This is a genomic window from Enterococcus sp. AZ191 (assembly GCF_051713845.1).
In the GTDB taxonomy this organism is placed as follows: domain Bacteria; phylum Bacillota; class Bacilli; order Lactobacillales; family Enterococcaceae; genus Enterococcus_B; species Enterococcus_B durans.
This window is the reverse complement of record NZ_JBIOQS010000004.1, coordinates 1-18948: the sequence shown is the minus strand read 5'-3', so window position 1 is coordinate 18948 and position 18948 is coordinate 1. Positions and strand designations below refer to the sequence as shown.

Genomic DNA, 18948 nt, shown 5'->3' with positions numbered 1-18948 from the left:
CACACTCAAAACAAGCCGAACAACCCCAAAAATAGGGAAAACTATTTTCGGATCATCCGGCTTGTTTTTCAAAGCTAGTTGGTCAAAAAAATGACAAACACAGCTCAAAGGTTTGTTAAAACCTTCTTTCTACACATTATTCTTCTATACTTTTTTCTACTTCAGTTCCCCAAGAATCTTTTTTGAATCGATTGATAATCAAAGGAATGACAAACATCACAATTGCAATGATCGCAACTAATAATGCATCTGTTAATGTTGATGTTCCTAAAGTTGAGAAGACCACCGCAATGATTGAAAAGATCAACATGCAGCTAACGACCCAAGCTAAGCCATTTCCATTTTTCCCAATTCGATAAGGACGTTCCAACTCTGGGTGACTCTTTCTCATTTTTATCAAAGAAACTGCAATCAAGATATATACGATACAATAAATAACTGTTGTTGCATTTGTTAACGTCAAGAATACGGCACTTACATCATCCATTACTCCATAAAGTAAGGCAAACAATGAAATAACGATTGATTGAGTTAACACGACATTTCTAGAAACACCATATTTATTTTCTTTATGGAAGCCAAATTTTGGTGGCAAGAATCCTTCTCGTGCTACTTGGATGATGGTTTTTGATGGACCAGTAACCCAAGCTGATAACTGTAAAAGTACCCCAATGAATACCATGAAACTAAAGATGTTCCCAATAATCGATGGTAAGCCAAGGATATCGCAGTAAATCAAGATAGGTTGAGTAATATTCGCCAATTCCATTTTTCCATTTGGCACAACATTTGCAACTAACATCGCATTGATCACGTTTAAAAGTACCAAACCGATCAAAGCAATAAAGACACCTTTTGTATAGTTCTTTGTAGCATCTTTTAAGCGTGGCATATAAACAGAACTCATTTCAATACCTACAAAAATAAATGTGATACCTGCAAGATATTTCAATGATTCACTGTGTTGTAAGTCTGGAAAAGCTTTTGACCAAGAAAAGTCACCTAAATAGCCATTTGATACCAAACCAACTTTGAATGCTGCAAACAAGCCTAAAACAAACATGATCACAACTGGGATATATACGCCTAACCAGACACCGATATTCCCACCAACTTTGGCCATATCAAACTTTAAATTCAAAATAGTAATAATCCAATAAATAACTAAAATACAAGCTAATACAAATAAATGATTATTGCCAAGTTCCACATTTCCAAAAGTATTTCCTAGTAATGGTCCTAATGTTGAAGCAACCATGACCATCCCTGGGAACATTTGCACCCATAGTAACCATGCAACTACAAATCCCCATTTACTTCCTAGCGCTGTTTTTACCCATAATTGTGGGCCACCTTCTTGAGGTAACATCGTTGAAAGTTCACCGGAAACCATTGAAATAGGACCAGCAAAGAATAACACTGCAAAAATCGAATAAAAAATCAATGTCCAACCAACTGCAGCTAATGTCGGAATACTCCGAACTGTCGCACATAACGCCATCGTCAGACCGACAAAGGTCCCTAGACCCATTTTACTTACTTGTGATTTACTCACTTTTGACACTCTCCTTGTTTTTTTGGATAAAAAACGGTGTCTTCAAAGTAATCGCAAGTCGCAATAACCGAAAGCAAAGAGGTTGCTTGATTAAAAATTGTTATAACGTACAAAGGTATTTGATAAATCGAACTTCAGCGCGCATCAAAAAATAAAAAAGCAATGCTTTTTTTCTAGTCAATTTCAATTATTTCCACAACCTCAGCTGTTTTGAACTTATTGCTCGAAGCGATTTTCTTCAAAGACAATCTCAAAACAAAAGGTAGCTGACCCCGTCTTTTTCAGACGGAATCAGAGCCACCTTATTCGATTATTTTGCTTCGCTTGCTAATAATTGATCTGCGTATATTTTTTCCAATTTTTCTTGAAGAGCTGCTTTGATTTTTTCAGCATATTCTTCAAAATGTTCTTCTTTATTCATGTATGGTGTCATAACACTTGCACGCAAGACAGTTACTTTACCAGCACGGTTCCATTCTTCATCAGAAAATCCTAATTGATTTACAAATTGTAATGGACTATTTCCGTAATCTGGGATGGCAAAGTCTGTATGTGATGTCAAGAATTCATTTCCATAGATGCTTCCTTTGACATATGAAGAATAATCATACACATCATGGTTCAATTTATTCATTGCAACTAAATCGTCGTTGCCTTTTTCCTTGAATACATAGTCAACCATATTGAAATCTGGATATGTCAATGGGTGTACTTCGATTTCTTTATCGCCAACTTTGAATGATAAGTTATTCAAGAAGTTATAGAATCGATGTGCCCCTTCGATTGAAGCACCCATCAATTTACCATAACCAGTTACGTTTAAAGGCAATACGTGATGAGCAGCCCAAACACTAGCAGCTGTCGCACCAGCTTTTGAACCTTCTAAGATATATGCACCTAGTAAAGCAGGAATGTCTGCACCTTTTTCAAATACGTATGTTGCAAAATAAGAGATCACATCTCTCATGCGTACATCTTTGATAACGATACCGCCGGCTGAGTAAGGAACATACCCCATTTTATGTGGGTCGATCGTTACAGATTCAGCTTCTTCGATTGCTTTATATGCACTGTGAACTTCTTCTAAAATATAATTTTTGTTTTCTGTGAAGACGTTATGTTTGAAATGTACGTCTTTCAATTCTTCAAAAGGAATGAAGTTGTTGTCTTCGTCTAAGAAAATTGCACGGCCATAACCGCCATAAGCAGCATCTACATGCAAGTAGAAATAAATACCGTCTTTTTCTAGTACGCGACGCAATTCAACGATCTTATCGATTCCGTCGATTGCTCCTTCTTCGGTTGAACCAACTACACCGACAACACCCAAGATTGGTGTTTTTTCAGCTGCTAAACTACGGACGATTTTTTCAAGTTCGTTGATATCCATACGATAGTTGTGATCAACTGGTACAGGGATAACTTGGTCTAACCCAACACCGATAATGTCGGCAGCTTTTAGCCATGAATAGTGTTTTGTTTGTGGTACTAACCATTTTCCTAATTTTTGTAAGTTTTTCCCGCTTCGTGCAGAATGTGCTTTGATCTCATCAATTTTATCTGGAACACTATCTAACAAGTCCATGATTTCTTTTGTAGACATGTTCATTAATTCCCAATCACTTTTACCAGCAACTAATTCAGGCGTTACTTCTTGCATCGCAAGAGGTAAAGATTTGATATTACGTGCATACCAAAGTCCTTCTAAGTTTGCTAAGGAGCCATCGGCAACAATGTGTCCCCAGCCATCTTTATAGCTCATTAATTTTGCAAATTCTAATCCTACTTCTTCTTCCATTTGACTTGTTGCTGGAGAAGACTCGTAAGCGACGTTATTACCATTCCATAACATTGCGAAATTATACGCTAGTAAAGATGGCATTAATGTTTCAGAGTTCATGTGGCCCCAGTAGCGACCGGCATTATGCCATGGTACGGAATGAGTACGCATACGTGCTGAAATTTCTGATAAAACATCTTTCGTGCGGTTCACAGTGTGTTCAAAACTTGCACTGCTTTTTTCTTCTGGCGTAATGATAGGCATGTCCTGAGGCATGTAGTTTTGACGCCATCCTAAGTGTTCGTCCACTAAATCGTTTAACAAAGTTTTATAGATTTGGCCGTTCTCAGCTTTGTCCCCGATAAATAGGGCGTTAAGGTTTAGATCATTTGACAATGATTCCATGTGAAACCCTCCTAAAAAAATATTTAAATTTTGTCGAGGCCTACATTACACCTGTTTTTTATTTCTGTAAACTAAATCACAATCGTTTTTCTAATAGAAATTTCATAAACACCAATTGTCTAAATTGTTTACACATTTAAAAAAATTAAAAAAAACGAGGGAATTTACAAAAGTAAATTCCCTCGCAAGGATTGTATTAACGACAACCAGCGTTTCCTTTTTAGGATGGATTTCAAAATTGGAATCTTGTAATAGTCTTAACCTTTTCCAAGGCAAAAATTTACTAAATTCTAATCAACTACTTTGGCCAAAAAGTAATTTTTCTTACCTTTTCGAATAACCACAAACTTACCATCGAATGCATCAGATGGATTTATGACAAAATTTAAATCGGTAACGCGGTCACCGTTAATACTAATAGCTCCGTTTGAAACATCTTCACGCGCTTGGCGTTTTGATGGTTCAATTTTTGTGGAAACAAGTAGTTCCACGATATTTTCAGGATTGCTTGAAATTTCTACGTTTGGCATTTTTCCAAACCCTTGTGCAATTTCAGCTGCATTTAATTCTTTGATATTTCCAGAGAACAATGCATCTGTTATTTTTTGCGCTTCTTTCAAGTCTTCTTCACTATGCACGAATCTCGTCACTTCTTCTGCTAAGCGGCGTTGTGCTTCACGTTTTTCAGGTTCAGTCTCTACTTTTTTCGCTAGTTCAGCAATTTCTTCTTGTGTCAAGAAAGTAAAGAATTTCAAGTATTTCACTACATCACGATCATCTTGGTTCAACCAGAATTGGTAAAATTCAAATGGGGATGTTTTTTCAGGATCAAGCCAGATTGCGCCACCTGCAGTTTTACCAAATTTAGTTCCATCTGCTTTAAGCATCAACGGAATCGTTAAACCGAACGCTTCTGCCTCTGGCCCTTCTAATTTACGGATCAAGTCCAATCCAGCTGTGATGTTGCCCCATTGGTCGGCCCCACCGATCTGTAATTGAACATCGAATGTTTTGTGTAAATGTAAGAAGTCAATTGATTGCAGGATTTGGTAAGTAAACTCTGTAAATGAGATCCCTACTTCCAAACGACTTGCGACGATATCTTTTGCCAACATCGTATTGATGTTGAAGTTTTTACCATAATCTCTCAAAAATTCAAGTAATGATATTTTTGATAACCAGTCGTAGTTATTCACAAATGTAATATTTGCATCTTTTCCAAACAATTTTCTCATTTGATTTGATAGTGCATCTACGTTATGTTGTACTTGTTCCATTGTTTGTAACACTCGTTCTGTCTTGCGTCCACTTGGATCACCAATCGTTCCTGTTCCGCCACCAATAAGAATATATGGATGATGGCCCGCCAATTGAAATCTTTTCATCATCATAAATGGGATCAAGTGTCCGATGTGCATAGAATCTCCAGTTGGATCAACACCGCAATAAAGTGAGATACTCTTTTCGTCAACGAGCTCACGAAGTCTTTCTTCGTTCGTTTGTTGATTAATGGCGTCGCGCCAAGTTAATTCATCGATAATATTCATTTTAATGCCCTCCGTATAATTTTTTTATGAAAGCAGGAACCTGCTAGCATGCTTCATTTGTACTACTTGAGTGGAAACGACAAAAAATCCCTTGGTTAAGATTAACCAAGGGACGAAATTTCGCGGTACCACCCATTTTATATGTTTTGTAGTAAAACATATCACTCGAACATTTAACGCTGTCGCGTGGCATCACTGCCATAGGCTCCTAAAATGTAATTCGCTTTAAAGCATGTACTAGTTCTCAGCAACCACTAGCTTTCTGAAACATTGGCTTTAATAACTACTTCGTTTTGATCATTGCCTGTTATCTAATTAATATGTGTCTATCATAGAACGGCATTTTTTCTTTGTCAATAAAAAAGTGAAATTTTTTTTATTTTAGTTTTTCTTGGAAATAAAAAAAGCGAAAATCCGAACATTTTCACCTCTCTCACTTTATAACTTTTACAAAATAGTACTTTTCATAAAAAGCGCTCTAATTAAAGAAAATAAGAGAAAAGTCAAAAAAACAAAAGTTTCTTTTACACTTGTTTCTATATTCGTTACAATGGTTATGGGAAGTTTTTCAAAGGGTTAAGAAAAGCTTACGGGGGTTTTTGAAATCAAAAAGTAGTAGGGGACGATAAAATGAAACATACACAAAAAATCATATTGGCTGTCACTTCTGTATGCACTGTTATTATTCTAGGTGTAAGTATCTTTTTTGTTACACAAGCAGCAACAAACAATAAATTAGAAAACACTAGTCAAACAACTCAACACTCAAGCAGCAGCTCAAAATCTGTTGAAGATAGACAAACGACGAAACAGCTTGATCAAGCAAAACAGCTTGCTGCAAGTTATCGTTATGATGAAGCCATCGCCTTACTTGAAAAAGACGACGCCAAAGAAGCGCGACAATTGTTAGCAACCTTGAAAAAAGAAAAAGAATCCTTGATAAAATGGGAAGATCCAGCCAAAATCTCACACGTCTTCTTTCATAGTCTGATCGTTGATCCAGCTAAGGCTTTTCATACCCAGCAAGCACAAGGGTATAAAGATTATATGGTCACTATTTCCGAATTCAATAAAACCATTGACCAGTTATATAAAAATAACTATGTTCTTGTTAATCTAAATGGATTAGTCAAAAAAGGAACAGATGGAAACCTGACCTTTACAGGTGTTTCTCTTCCAGAAGGAAAGAAACCGCTAATTCTTTCGCAAGATGATGTCAGCTATTATGAATACATGGACAATTCAGGATTTCCAAGTAAGTTGATTGTCGATAAACAGAACCAAATCAAGAATATTTATATCGACAATAAGAAGGAAACTGTTGGTGACTATGATATGGTTCCCCTGATCGATTCATTCATTAAAAAACATCCCGATTTTTCTTATCAAAGCACCAAAGGAACATTATCTTTAACAGGCTATAATGGTGTATTAGGTTACCGTACATCAAAATCAGAATATGGTGATAACGAAAAAACAAACAAAGAAATCGAAGCAGCAAAAAAAGTTGCTGACCAGCTAAAAAAAGATGGTTGGAGTTTTGCTTCTCATACTTGGGGCCATTTGAATATGACGCAAGCTTCTTTAGCAGATATCCAACAAGATAACGAACATTGGCAAAATGAAGTTGCACCTATTTTAGGCAAAACAAATATCCTGATCTATCCATTCGGTGCTGACATCAGCGATTGGCAACCTTATTCCGAAGCAAATCAAAAGTTTGCTTACTTGAAACAACAAGGATTTGATATCTTCTGCAATGTCGATGCCTCAACTCCTGCATGGGGACAACTAGGAACTGACTACTACCGTAACGCCAGAATCAACATTGACGGTATCCGCTTCGCAGCTGATCTAAAAGGAGAAAATCCAATACTCGATCAATTTATCAACGTCAAAGAAGTGTATGATCAAAAAGATCGAGGATAAGGTTGTGAAAGAAGCGCACAGCTCCGTGCAAATAAGAACTAGATTTCTAAAATAGCTGCTCATATTTTGGAAATCTAGCGCTTATTGTTGAGGAGTTGCTTCTTGAACACCATGGATAAGGTTGTGAAAATGCCGTTCAGCTCCGCCGACAATAAGAATGGATTTTTCGAAACAGCTTCTCATGTTTTTCATCTGTTTAGGCTTATTGTTGAAGATGCAAGCCTTTGACCACCGCGAATAAAGTTGCAAAAAAAAAAAACGTTTTGACCCGACAATAACCAGTAAAAAAGAGGTGACACCATTGCTAAAAGCAGCAGTGTCCTCACCTCTATTTTGCACAAGTCATCTTTTATTGTTTCGTTATTTTAATCAGGATCAAATTCTTTTTTTCATGCTAAAGAGTTATTCTTTCTTCTCGATTTTCACTTTCTTCGTTTAGCTTTTGGTAAATACCTCTGTCAGAAAAAACTCTAGGTAGGCACATGAAAGCAAACAAAAAGCCTGACTTTTGCAACAGTTTATGCTGTCGTTCAAAGTTAGGCTTATACAGTTTATAAATAGTCCGTTCTATCCATGAATCATGTCAAGTAGTGTCTGGAATAAGATTGCACTAGAAGCTGCTCCTGGATCAATGTGTCCAATCGCCCGTTCCCCTAAATAAGAGGCACGTCCTTTTTTTGCGACCAAATTTTTAGTATGTTCTTTGGCATTTTCGATGACGTCTGCGGTTAGCTGATTGTTTTTTAATGCTTCCGTAACAGGCAACCAAACATCTAGCATTGTTTTATCCTCTGCTTCAGCTTTTCCTCTTGCTTGTATTCCATTTGTACCTTCTTCGATGATTTTCCCTAATTGCTCTTGTGAATTGATGACGTCAACATCCTTTGTCGCTTTCATCATGTTCATGAATGCTGAACCATATAGCGGACCTGAAGCTCCTCCAACTTTGGAGATCATTGCCATTGAAAAAACTTTAAAGGTGTCACTGATTGTTGTCGGTTCCTCTTTCTTAAAGGCGTCTTCAAATGCGGAAACACCTCGTCCCATATTATTTCCATGGTCACCGTCACCAATCGGCGTATCTAGATCACTAAGATAACTTTTGTTTTCATTGATTTCTTTTGTAAATTCCATCAACCATTCTTGTATCTCTTTTACCGTTATATCCATCTGTCATTCACCCTTTACCAAGAAATTGTTTGTACGTCACTTATTAATGCTTCTCGCCAGTCTTTATCCTTCAAATCGATCATCGTCAAAGAAAGTCCTTGCATATCCAGAGAAGTCATCAGATTTCCGACTTTATGAAAAGTCACATTTATATTTTCTGCTTCTAACAAAGCTAAAACATCATTCATGAAAACAAATTGTTCCATTAGTGGTGTGCCACCCACACCATTGATTAAAACGCCGACTTCTTTCGGTTTTTCCGTATAATCAGCTAGGATTTTAGTAACCAACTCTTTAGCCAATACTTTGGATGATTGCAATTTTTCTCTGCGATAACCAGGTTCACCGTGAATGCCGACTCCATATTCGATCTCATCTTCTGCCAATTCAAATCCTGGCTTACCTACTTCCGGAACAGTAGCAGCGCGAAGAGCGACACCAATCGTCTTGATTGCCTGCACTACTTGATCCCCTAGTTCCTTCAACTCTGCTAAAGATTGCCCTTTCCTAGCTGCATCTCCTAAAATCTTATGGACCAGGATCGTACCAGCCACACCGCGTTTTCCTGCAGTATAGGTGCTATTTTCTACCGCAATATCATCGTCGACCACAACGCTTTCCACTTGGATGTCATCCATCGCAGCCATTTCTTTGGCCATATCAAAGTTTAGAATATCCCCAGTATAATTTTTCACGATCAGCAAAACGCCTTTTCCCTGATTTGCTTCGTTGATGGCTGTTTGTACTTGGTCTGGCGTTGGAGAAGTAAAGACATCCCCCAAAACAGCAGCACTCAGCATCCCATTTCCGACAAAGCCTGCATGTGCCGGTTCATGGCCACTTCCACCACCAGAAACTAACCCTACTTGTTCGACCTTTTCATTTTTTGCTATTACTCTGGAATCAGCTACACGATGGATAAGTTCCGGGTAACTTTTCACAATTCCTTGCAACATCTCTTCTACGATACTTCCCGCTTCATTCATGATTTTTTTCATTTTATGACCAACCTTTCTGTCCGGCTTTTTTCGCTTCCGCTATGATTTGCGTGAGATCATCCGTCACTCCTGCAGTAATTGCACCAGCAAATGCCTCTTCCACAAGAGGTGCATCAACAAGGTAGTATTTTTTTTGCACTTCCTCATCTAACATATCTTTGGCCATTTCAGCATTTAGTACCGCACTGCCAATATCCGCAAAAACTAGATACACTTCTGCATCCTTTGACTGATCTACTGCATCGATGATCTTCATTGGATCTGAACCAATCTGACCGTCGATTCCTCCCAAAGAAAAAATAGTGACATCCTCTGATTTTTGCATTTGTTCAATCATTTCTTTCAGACCATCTGTCACCTTTTGGCTGTGGGAAATAAGCAAAATACTTTTTTTCATTTACGTTCGCCTTCTTTCATCTCCAGGCAGATTTGTTTCCGCTTTCATTTTTTTGAAAACAAGCTTCTGTAAATCCCCCGTTTTTTCCTACATTCCCAGTATATAATACAATCGGCTTTTTTTTTGGAAATGATGCGCTGTACTTATCACTAAATTTTTGATTTTTATTTTCCACTCCTCTCTGTTCTTACCATATATTCTGGTATACTAATTTTAAAGAAAGGAGTGATCGAATGATCATTACAACAACAAACAGTGTTGAAGATAGAACAGTCGAGTCCTACCAAGGAATCGTATTTGGTGAAGTAATCACAGGGATCAATGTATTGAAAGACTTAGGTGCTGGTTTACGCAATGTTTTTGGAGGTCGCTCAAAAAGTTATGAAGACGAATTGATGACTGCTCGTGAAGAAGCACTCCGAGAAATGGAAGACCGTGGAAAATCCCTTGGAGCAGACGCAATCATCGGTGTCAAAATGGATTATGAAGTATTAGGTAGTGACAATGGAATGCTAATGGTTACTTGTAGTGGTACAGCCGTTAAGTTAAACCGATAGACGCTAAAAGGCTGGGATAGAAGTGTTTCTTACTTTTGTCCCACGCTCATAGTACCTGATACTACAGAAAAAAGTGCGAATACAGCCAGAAATGGCTCGTCATTCGCACTTTTTTTCTTAAAATTATTCTTTTACCTGTCCAACGACTTCATTGGCTTGCACGAGTGCATTTGAGCGAATAGCCAGTTCCTTGACTGCTGCTCCGTTTGTGAAAACAACGATCATATCTGATTTTTTACCTGCTTTTTCAAGCATTTCTAAATCGACTACCGCAATCAATTGTCCGCGAGCAATTCGTTGTCCTTCTTCAACATAAAGCGTAAATGGTTCGCCTTTAAGATCAACCGTATTGATCCCCATATGCAGTAATACTTCGAGTCCATTATCTGTTTGAATACCGATCGCATGTTTTGTCGGAAAGACATTTAAGATCGTTCCAGAAATAGGAGCAAATACTTCATTCGCTTCAGGTAAAACTGCAAAACCGTCTCCCATCATTTTTTCAGAGAATACAGGATCAGCTACTTCGCTGATTGGAATCAATTCGCCTTTTGAAGGCGCATAAATAGCTAGCTGCTGTTCAGGTAAGTTTGTTTTTTCTTCTTTTTCTTCTACGATCATAGGCTTAGCTATAGATTCGCCTGTGTTTGTTCCACCTTGTTGCAAACGACTCATTTCATCAGCAACGAATTGGACTTGTGTACCTACGACTACTTGGATATTTGTTTTATCGATCACTTTCACTCCAGGGACACCTGTCTGTTTGATTTTTTCTTGATCGACTTTGTCAGTGTCTTGAACTTGAAGGCGCAAACGCGTCGTACAGTTATCGATGACACGTACATTTTCTTTTCCACCTAACGCCTGGTAGATCTGTGTTGCTAAAATAGCAAATTTATCATCACCCGTGGCAATATCCGGTGTTTCTTCCCTTGCTGTTTCTTCTCTTCCTGGTGTCATCAGATTGAATTTCTGAATAGCAAAGCGGAAGCCGAAGTAATAGATAACCGCAAATACAGCTCCTTGAACTAAAAGCATCAAAGGTTGATTTGCTACAGGATTTTTCAGCGACAAAAAGTAATCTACAAAACCAGCACTAAAAGCAAATCCAGCCGTCCAATGGAAAAAGGCGCTGACAGCTAATGAGATACCAGTAAAAACAGCATGCAAAACATATAATGGCCAAGCCACAAACATAAAAGAGAATTCCAATGGCTCAGTCACACCAGTGAAAAATGATGCAAAAGCTGCTGCCAACATCAAAGAAGCAGTTTGCTTTTTCTTTTCTGGCCGTGCACATTGATAGATTGCTAATGCTCCAGCAGGTAAGCCGAACATCATGACTGGGAAGAAGCCCGCTTGATACATCCCTGTTTGACCAACGATTGCTTGGCCACTATCTAAGGCTTGCTGACCTGCTAAGAAATTCCCGATATCATTGATACCAGCTACACCAAACCAAAAAACAGAGTTCAGCGCGTGGTGAAGCCCTGTTGGAATCAGCAAGCGATTGAAAAAGCCATATAAGCCAGCCCCTACAAAACCTAAGCGTAAGATTCCTTTACCAAATGCCACTAATACATCATAAACACTTGGCCAGATGAATAAAAGAATGCCAGATATAACCAACATCGCTAATGCCGACATGATAGGCACTAACCGTTTCCCACTAAAGAACGATAGCGCCATCGGTAATTTAACTTGACTAAACCGGTTATACATCGCTGCTGCGGTCAAACCGGCGATGATCCCAATAAATACATTGTTATCCATTGTACTGAATGCAGGATTCACATCGCTCAGCTTTTCCAAGCCCAATAGCCCTTGCACAGACGCAGATGATAAGACCGTTTGTGGGACTAAGTACACCACTAGTCCAGCAAGTGCTGCTGAACCATCTTTATCTTTAGACATTCCTAAAGCTAATCCTACGGCAAACAATAATGCCAAGTGATTTAAAATTGCTAGTCCTGCATTCATCAAAAATGTAGTACCAGCATTACTGACACCTATTCCAACGATCCAGTTTGCAATTCCCACCAACAATGAAGCGGCTGGTAAAACGGCAACTGGTAACATCAGAGAGCGTCCCATTCGTTGCATATAAGCTTTCATTTTCTTCCTCCTAAAACAATCATCCATCTAAATAAATGCAATAATCATTGATAAATATTTCTTTTTTGAAAACTTTCAAGAAACTATCTAAAAATTAATAAAATGAGTATACCACTTTAAAATAAAAATAAACAGATTTTTTTAAATTTATAAAAAACATTGTTCAAATAGTATAATAAAAGAAAAAATAGGGAAAATATCTTACGATAATGTTATATACCAATTATATATATTTCAATCATAAGAGAGGAATTCTCTGCATTTAATATTAAAATCAAATTTTTTACATTAACATGATTTGGTAATAATTAGACAAACTCTTAAAATTGTTCATAGTTATTTGTTGCCTTTTTTACTATAATCATAAGTTAGTAAACAGTATCGAGAGTGGGGAAATTATGAAAAAAATAGTTATTGTATCACTAGCCTTCTTGACTTTCCGCTGCTTTTTTCTTCAACAAGAAGTACAAGCAGATACAACGTCTGATAGTCAAATTATAGAAACAACTACTACAGAAGATTCTTCTTCGGCAACTACGGACAGTCAGCCAACTAGCGAAACAACTTCCAGCACTGGGTCAGAAACGGATAGCTCGGCTACAGAGACTTCTTCAAGCAGGGATATATTACAAGATTTAGAAAATCGCAGAAAAGAAATCGAACAGTCCTTAGAAGAAGCAAAAAATCAATTAGCTGAACATCACCAACAAATCGAGCAAGACTTATCTGCATTAAAAGACCAAGCAGATAAAGATCACACACAAATCCAACAAGATCTAGCAAATGCAAAAGCGAAAGCTGAACTTGCCGAAAATGATATAGATGCAAAGATCCAACAAGCAAAAGCACTCCAAGATGAATTGGATGCTTTCGGGCAGTCTGCTGCTTCTTCCATAAACAATGTCCAAACAGAGATCGAAACAGCTAGTGCAGACCTCCATTCAAAAATCACTGACGCAAAAGCAGTCATGGCTGATTTCGACTCTAAAAAAACAGATCTACAAGCAAGCATCAAACGGATAAAAGAAACGTTGAACAATGTCGGAACAGATTTTTCTCAATCAGCAACAAGTGAAGCACCACAAGCAACTAGTACGGTAAAAGTAACCAGCGAACAACAAAACACTTCTGCAAAATCCTTACCAAAAACAAACGAAACAAGTTCACGAATTCTTTTGTCTACTATTGGTACACTTTTTGTAACACTTGGCATACTCTTGAAAAAACGAATAAACTGACATCAATTGATACACAAAAAAAAGAAACGAACCGTAACGGTTCGTTTCTTTTTGCTTTTAATCAATGATTATTTTGCCAAACGATAGATGGCGCTCAAAATGAAAGTTGCTATATAAATATTTATCCCATGCAATAATATAATATCACACCAATATCACACCAAAATTCTCCCGGACAAATTGCTTTTTGCTCGTACATATCTTTTTTTTATTTAATCCTCGAATTGCCATTCTCTTTCAAAAGAAATGTCATCATCAAAGTCTAAAATATCTATAGTAAAATTTACAAAGAAACATATTCCTAAAATAACGAAAGTTACAAAAGGGAAAAGAACTTTTTTATTCTTTATTATCCCATGAATCAAAACTATAAATGCTAAAGAAAAAAATAGAATTGCAAAAAATAAGCTCAAATTACTACTTCCTTTTTTAATTTTATTATTCATGTTACTGAAAAAATTTTTTTCATACACATAAATAGACTATTTTTATAGATATCCTGGAACGGGTAGTTCTCATCATATAATTTAAGAGTGTATAACAGGACGACAATGTTGATTTTACTACAACTAAAATTAATATTTTCCCATTTTTTAATAATAGACAAAATATAATCATTTATGTGTAAATACATTCTACTTATGAAGAGCATCAAACATTGTTTTTTCACTGTATTCTTTATTTTTGTGTATTTCTTTTTTCATCATAGTTAAAGCATGTGGATAATAAGAAAATTGCGCTAATTCTTTTTTTAGTAAATCGATATTTTTAAAATCAGGATTCAATTTTTCAGCACAAATAGGATCATCTGATAATTTAGGAACATGATCATTCATTTTTTCAAAAACTGATCTTGATAAAATTGTTTGTAACTTCTTTTTAACAGTATCTTTTGCTCGACAATTTTTTAAATATAAATACGTATTAAACATATCTATTATACATGGTGTATAAACTTCCTTATTAAAATTCAATTGCTCAAACCTATCTAATAAAATCGCTGATAACTCCAAATAAATCTCTCTAGATGATTTTGTGTGAGGTAGTTTAACTTCACGTAAAAATGTAAATTGATCTCCTGATTCTTTATAATTAGTTTTAATTTTAGATAAAATAGAATATCTTTCTTGGCCTAAAGAAAACTTTATCGATGCTTCTAATTCTTTAGCTAAACAGTTGCCTAATAAATATTGATACGTACCAACCCTTTCTCCGTAATATTCATTAATAGCCATTTCACTAAGTTTTGTTAAAATTACTTCCTGCTTATAGCCGTCTAAATCTACCATATAAGATACTTGTTTCTTAGGGTTAATTAATCCCAAATATAAAATTTTAGCTAGTTCAAGAACCTTAGTTTCTTCTATTTCATAAACATAACTAACGATGCCCTTTTTATCTTGATATATATGTGAATTATATACATGATCACACACGTTCTTTCGACTTTCTATACTTATAGTAGACTTATCAATAATTTCAATCTGAAGCATATTTTCTTTTCTTTTAGCAATTACTCCAATTTCATGCAATCTAAAACTTTTTTTATCTTTAAAATAAAATGCTGTAGTTAGAGGTAAAATCAAAAAACTATCTTCATCATTTGATATTAATTTTTTTAATTTAAATTGTAATAACTCGGGTTCAATAGAAGCATATAAACTGTCATCCAACGATTGTTTAAGTTTTACTATATCTCTATTTTGAAATTTCTCTTCATTTATTGTTAAATAATCCTTATAGATTGATAATAACTCAATATTAGGTTTATATTCAGTACAATCTTTAGGTTTATAATGTGAACTATCTAAATTTAGTAATTAACTAAAAATCCTTAATAAAAATGAAGCGTACTTTTCAGAATTAACAAACTCTTGTCTTTTAATCTTCGCAACTGTTAATAAAAGTTCTTCTTTTCCATTATCATTCATATTTATAAACACTTCCTATTTATTTTTTTATAATGGTACCAAAATGAAAAATAGTTGTGCTGTTATTACCAAAAAAATAATAAATACAAAAAACAGAATACTAAGATATTTTGTTAGTATGTAATTTAAAATCTGTAGTGTACCTTCGCCGCACTCACTAATTCTTGATATCCATGCTGATTATGTGATCAAACTTATTAATTAATCATTCTCTGATCTATACTAACAGAGCTGTATCCTTCTTCATCGTTTAAATAACCTATGACCACTTTTTTAAAAATTTCAGTGTATATTTTCTCAATTTTTACAGTAACAAATAGAAAGGTTATGAACCGTCTGTTCTGATCAACTGAGTTAAGAGAAAGAAGTTACTTCTCGGTCAGAATCGATTTCAAAAAAGTAACCCAGTCTAATAATACTATTAATTAATATATTCCGATTAAAATATTGTATTAATTCCCATTATGTAAAAATGAACAGAAAGAATCTATCTCTTTCTGTTCATTTTTATTACTACTAAAATAGATATAAAATTTATATTATTTTAGTAAGGTGCTGATGGCAAAGGAGAAACTACCCCTGGAATTGGAACTGGAGTAATTGGCCCCGCCTGTTGTATCAGTAGGTTATAAAGTTCTTCCCAAGTACTAAACATAATATACACCTCCTTTGTAATAATAATAACTTTAGTATTTCAATGGATATATTTTTCACCAAAAAAATATATCCATTGAAATATATTTACGATATCAATCTCAATAACAAAATCTATGATATAATTACTTTATTATATTTAATTTGATAGTTTTTTTTTTATGAATTACAATACTTAAAATAAAATATATTATAGATTATTCATTCTAGAATTTTTACAGAATAAACATCCTTAATACGTATATCGCTAACTACTCCCTGATGGTTACCTTGGTTACAATGATGGACAACATTACGATTATGTAAAATATTTTATTGAACCAAGAAGATATACGTCAAAAAGCCACTCAAAGAGTGGCAATGAAAACTAAACGTTGATTTGTATGATATTCTTCAAAAAAATTCTAGCACAGAACTAACTAAATTACTATAGTATGTACCCTGTAGAACTCGAACCTACGACCGGACGGTTATGAGCCGTCTGCTCTGACCAACTGAGCTAAGGGTACAGGTTGTTGCCACCATTTATTTGCTTATTCATTTTAAAAGAAAGAGTTGGTGACAACAAACCTATTATCGCAGTAACTTAGATTGTGATTAACAATGGGTATAATGAACATGCGATAATATAATTATTTTATCGAACATGTTTCACTACTGTCAAATTGAATTTGAATATCTTTATTTACATATAATGGATATAAAAAAGAATCACCCGATTATATCCCATTGTTTCGATTTGTAAAAAGACTAGGATTTAATTCATCAGCTATTACGCTTAGCTTATATAGTTTTTGTAAAAAAACAATACAAAAAAAGCTACTCTTTCGAATAGCATGAACGGACATCATCATAACTTTACTAAAGAAAGTGGTGTTTAACTTTAAAATTCCTGAGTAAAAAAACTTCATCCAACGTGGAGCGTTACATAAAAAAAGAAGCGCCCAAAGGCGCTCCGCTGTTTAGAGCGATAAACATATTGGTAATTTGATTCATCAGCTATTATAGTTAAGTATTAAATATTATATTTTTATTGAAATTCAAAGTTACTGTAAATAAGAATATCCGAATTATTAATTAGCATATTTTATTTGCTGCTTTTCTATTATTGGATAGCTAATCAATTTCTCACCATTTAAATCTTCTTTATTCATATCCACAGCAGTAATTTGACTGTCTTCATAGGTTCGATAATAATAGATTCCTTTATCAACATTGCAACAGGAAGAATAAATTGTATATTCATATTTTCCATCACCCACATCACATAAACCTTTTTGTTGTTCTACTGAACCTAAGATATGGAAAAATTGACTAACACTTTCTGATTCTGAACTACCGGATACTGAGTTCAGTTTCGTAAAAGTTGCTTTAACAAAACGAGAAACTGAGGATAAATCTCCAGGTAATCCTATCCCACCCATACCGCGACTGTAAGCATTCAAATTAATTTGATCTGAAAAATTATTTTTTGGAGTTTCACTCGATAAGACACGATAATTATTTAAATTGAATAATTGATAATCAAATGATGGATTATTAGTAAGAACGCCCACAGGGTTATCATATATATGAAGGCCATCTTTCATACTTTCGATTACAATTGATCTTTCTTTATCAGCTAATAACCAATGTAAAGGAGACAATGGAAGCTCATCACTATAATTTATATTTGCTAAATTGATATTTTCTAACAATTTCTCTGCTTCATCTACAGTTGAACATTGGCCCAAAATCCAAGGGATGAATTCAAACGGAGATACATTATCTTTCCCTTCTTGTATTTCTTTATAATCAGCATACCCAGAAAAATTTAGCCCAGCTATGCTCAATCCTTTTTCATTTGTGGCGTCGTAATAAAGAGGATAGTCAGCTACTATACCGGCGGCAATACCAATCATTGCATAATGAGTGTCCAAATCATTTACCTTTCGAAAATTTAACTTATAATTTCTTGGAGTAATAGTGACTACTTCATTGTAAGATATTTCATAATCAAAATTTCTCCCAAAATAATGATCTCTTGTTACATAAGTAATAGACGTACACATAGTTTATTCCTCCTAAATATTATTCTGTTCATGTTCATATTACTCCTAACCCTTTCATATATCAAAAGAAAAGTATATCATGCACAAAGAAGTATTTTTATTTGTATAAACTATATTAAAGTTCTATACTTAAATTACTAAATAAAGAGGGCGTGAAGATAAATGTCAAATTTAGAAAACAAAGAAGAAAAAGTTCTAAACAAAATCGTTGCTGCAATCAATAAACTGGATATAGAATTAAGCGAACTTGATACGTTATCTGAAAATCCAGAAAAAAAACATAAGCTTAAAAAATGGTTAGTTGAACGTAAGGTGATTCATGAAATAAAAAAAATCCTTCATGAAGCTGATAAATATGATGAAAAAGAACTTGATAAAGAATTTAAAGAAATTAATGATTTATCACTCTGATCTATTAAATGACTCATTATGAGTCGTTTTTTTATACAAAGAAACTATCTAGAGGTGATACAAATATAAATATTGATTGCAGTACAAAAAAGAAGCGTCCGAAGACGCTTCGCTGTTTAAATGCGTAAAAAGATTGGGAAATTGATTCATCAGCTATTACGATTATTATAATCTCATCCTGTAAAAAATCAATACTAAAAAAGCTACTCT

Annotated in this window: 14 protein-coding genes, 1 tRNA gene and 1 other annotated feature; of the genes, 4 read left to right on the top strand and 11 right to left on the bottom strand. The window is 35.0% G+C overall.

Translation table 11 applies throughout. The features are described 5' to 3' along the window. Positions 1–136: 136 nt before the first annotated feature. The 3 genes from tyrP to tyrS all read right to left on the bottom strand — a co-directional run bounded on the left by tyrP (position 137) and on the right by tyrS (position 5287). On the bottom strand, positions 137–1555 hold the full coding sequence (gene tyrP / locus IGI47_RS13820) for a tyrosine-tyramine antiporter (RefSeq protein ID WP_081133812.1): 1419 nt from the start codon (positions 1553–1555) through the stop codon (positions 137–139). Positions 1556–1865: 310 nt separating this feature from the next. After that, positions 1866–3740, bottom strand: a complete 1875-nt coding sequence (tdc, locus tag IGI47_RS13815) for a tyrosine decarboxylase (RefSeq protein ID WP_438784534.1) — start codon at positions 3738–3740, stop codon at positions 1866–1868. Between the two features lie 290 nt (positions 3741–4030). Next, positions 4031–5287, bottom strand: a complete 1257-nt coding sequence (gene tyrS / locus IGI47_RS13810) for a tyrosine--tRNA ligase (protein ID WP_081133811.1) — start codon at positions 5285–5287, stop codon at positions 4031–4033. A 105-nt stretch (positions 5288–5392) separates the two neighbouring features. Beyond that, positions 5393–5597: a binding site (T-box leader), on the bottom strand. Between the two features lie 320 nt (positions 5598–5917). Between tyrS and IGI47_RS13805 the strand changes: the two genes are divergently transcribed. Next, positions 5918–7216, top strand: coding sequence for a polysaccharide deacetylase family protein (locus IGI47_RS13805; RefSeq protein WP_438784533.1), 1299 nt, complete (start codon positions 5918–5920; stop codon positions 7214–7216). Positions 7217–7783: 567 nt separating this feature from the next. Here IGI47_RS13805 and dhaL read toward each other — a convergent pair. From dhaL to IGI47_RS13785, 4 genes are read right to left on the bottom strand one after another with little or no spacing between them, the layout of a single operon-like run. Further along, positions 7784–8386 (bottom strand): dihydroxyacetone kinase subunit DhaL, encoded by a 603-nt coding sequence (gene dhaL, locus IGI47_RS13800; RefSeq protein WP_311930437.1) that lies wholly within the window; start codon positions 8384–8386, stop codon positions 7784–7786. Between the two features lie 14 nt (positions 8387–8400). Beyond that, positions 8401–9384 (bottom strand): dihydroxyacetone kinase subunit DhaK, encoded by a 984-nt coding sequence (dhaK, locus tag IGI47_RS13795; protein ID WP_438784532.1) that lies wholly within the window; start codon positions 9382–9384, stop codon positions 8401–8403. A gap of 1 nt (position 9385) precedes the next feature. Next, positions 9386–9781: a dihydroxyacetone kinase phosphoryl donor subunit DhaM gene (dhaM, locus tag IGI47_RS13790; protein WP_438784531.1), complete on the bottom strand. Its 396-nt coding sequence runs from the start codon at positions 9779–9781 to the stop codon at positions 9386–9388. 16 nt (positions 9782–9797) lie between these two features. Continuing rightward, positions 9798–9956 carry a hypothetical protein gene (locus IGI47_RS13785; protein WP_438784530.1) on the bottom strand — a complete coding sequence of 53 codons (159 nt, stop codon included), beginning with the start codon at positions 9954–9956 and terminating at the stop codon, positions 9798–9800. 58 nt (positions 9957–10014) lie between these two features. Between IGI47_RS13785 and IGI47_RS13780 the strand changes: the two genes are divergently transcribed. After that, on the top strand, positions 10015–10338 hold the full coding sequence (locus IGI47_RS13780) for a putative heavy metal-binding protein (RefSeq protein ID WP_005875430.1): 324 nt from the start codon (positions 10015–10017) through the stop codon (positions 10336–10338). A 123-nt stretch (positions 10339–10461) separates the two neighbouring features. On the opposite strand, the gene nagE is transcribed toward IGI47_RS13780, so the two are convergent. Continuing rightward, the gene (gene nagE / locus IGI47_RS13775) at positions 10462–12453 is read right to left on the bottom strand and encodes an N-acetylglucosamine-specific PTS transporter subunit IIBC (RefSeq protein ID WP_438784529.1); all 1992 of its coding nucleotides are present in this window, start codon (positions 12451–12453) and stop codon (positions 10462–10464) included. A gap of 398 nt (positions 12454–12851) precedes the next feature. On the opposite strand from nagE, the gene IGI47_RS13770 reads away from it, so the two are divergent. Continuing rightward, complete coding sequence (locus IGI47_RS13770; RefSeq protein ID WP_438784528.1) at positions 12852–13691, top strand: LPXTG cell wall anchor domain-containing protein; 840 nt, start codon at positions 12852–12854, stop codon at positions 13689–13691. Between the two features lie 635 nt (positions 13692–14326). Here IGI47_RS13770 and IGI47_RS13765 read toward each other — a convergent pair. The 3 genes from IGI47_RS13765 to bsh all read right to left on the bottom strand — a co-directional run bounded on the left by IGI47_RS13765 (position 14327) and on the right by bsh (position 18327). Further along, positions 14327–15277: a hypothetical protein gene (locus IGI47_RS13765; RefSeq protein WP_438784527.1), complete on the bottom strand. Its 951-nt coding sequence runs from the start codon at positions 15275–15277 to the stop codon at positions 14327–14329. Positions 15278–16711: 1434 nt separating this feature from the next. Then, positions 16712–16785 (bottom strand) — tRNA-Ile (locus tag IGI47_RS13760). A gap of 564 nt (positions 16786–17349) precedes the next feature. Beyond that, positions 17350–18327: a choloylglycine hydrolase gene (gene bsh, locus IGI47_RS13755; protein ID WP_438761347.1), complete on the bottom strand. Its 978-nt coding sequence runs from the start codon at positions 18325–18327 to the stop codon at positions 17350–17352. Positions 18328–18489: 162 nt separating this feature from the next. On the opposite strand from bsh, the gene IGI47_RS13750 reads away from it, so the two are divergent. After that, a complete protein-coding gene (locus IGI47_RS13750) occupies positions 18490–18738 on the top strand; it encodes a hypothetical protein (RefSeq protein WP_438784526.1) in 249 nt (82 codons plus the stop codon). Positions 18739–18948 lie beyond the last annotated feature (210 nt).

What these genes read in the sequence shown, in the direction of transcription:
- dhaM (WP_438784531.1), bottom strand. Translation starts at nt 9,781, where the DNA reads ATGAAAAAAAGTATTTTGCTTATTTCCCACAGCCAAAAGGTGACAGAT.
- IGI47_RS13780 (WP_005875430.1), top strand. Translation starts at nt 10,015, where the DNA reads ATGATCATTACAACAACAAACAGTGTTGAAGATAGAACAGTCGAGTCC.
- tdc (WP_438784534.1), bottom strand. Translation starts at nt 3,740, where the DNA reads ATGGAATCATTGTCAAATGATCTAAACCTTAACGCCCTATTTATCGGG.
- dhaL (WP_311930437.1), bottom strand. Translation starts at nt 8,386, where the DNA reads ATGGATATAACGGTAAAAGAGATACAAGAATGGTTGATGGAATTTACA.
- nagE (WP_438784529.1), bottom strand. Translation starts at nt 12,453, where the DNA reads ATGAAAGCTTATATGCAACGAATGGGACGCTCTCTGATGTTACCAGTT.
- dhaK (WP_438784532.1), bottom strand. Translation starts at nt 9,384, where the DNA reads ATGAAAAAAATCATGAATGAAGCGGGAAGTATCGTAGAAGAGATGTTG.
- IGI47_RS13750 (WP_438784526.1), top strand. Translation starts at nt 18,490, where the DNA reads ATGTCAAATTTAGAAAACAAAGAAGAAAAAGTTCTAAACAAAATCGTT.
- bsh (WP_438761347.1), bottom strand. Translation starts at nt 18,327, where the DNA reads ATGTGTACGTCTATTACTTATGTAACAAGAGATCATTATTTTGGGAGA.
- tyrS (WP_081133811.1), bottom strand. Translation starts at nt 5,287, where the DNA reads ATGAATATTATCGATGAATTAACTTGGCGCGACGCCATTAATCAACAA.
- IGI47_RS13770 (WP_438784528.1), top strand. Translation starts at nt 12,852, where the DNA reads ATGAAAAAAATAGTTATTGTATCACTAGCCTTCTTGACTTTCCGCTGC.
- IGI47_RS13805 (WP_438784533.1), top strand. Translation starts at nt 5,918, where the DNA reads ATGAAACATACACAAAAAATCATATTGGCTGTCACTTCTGTATGCACT.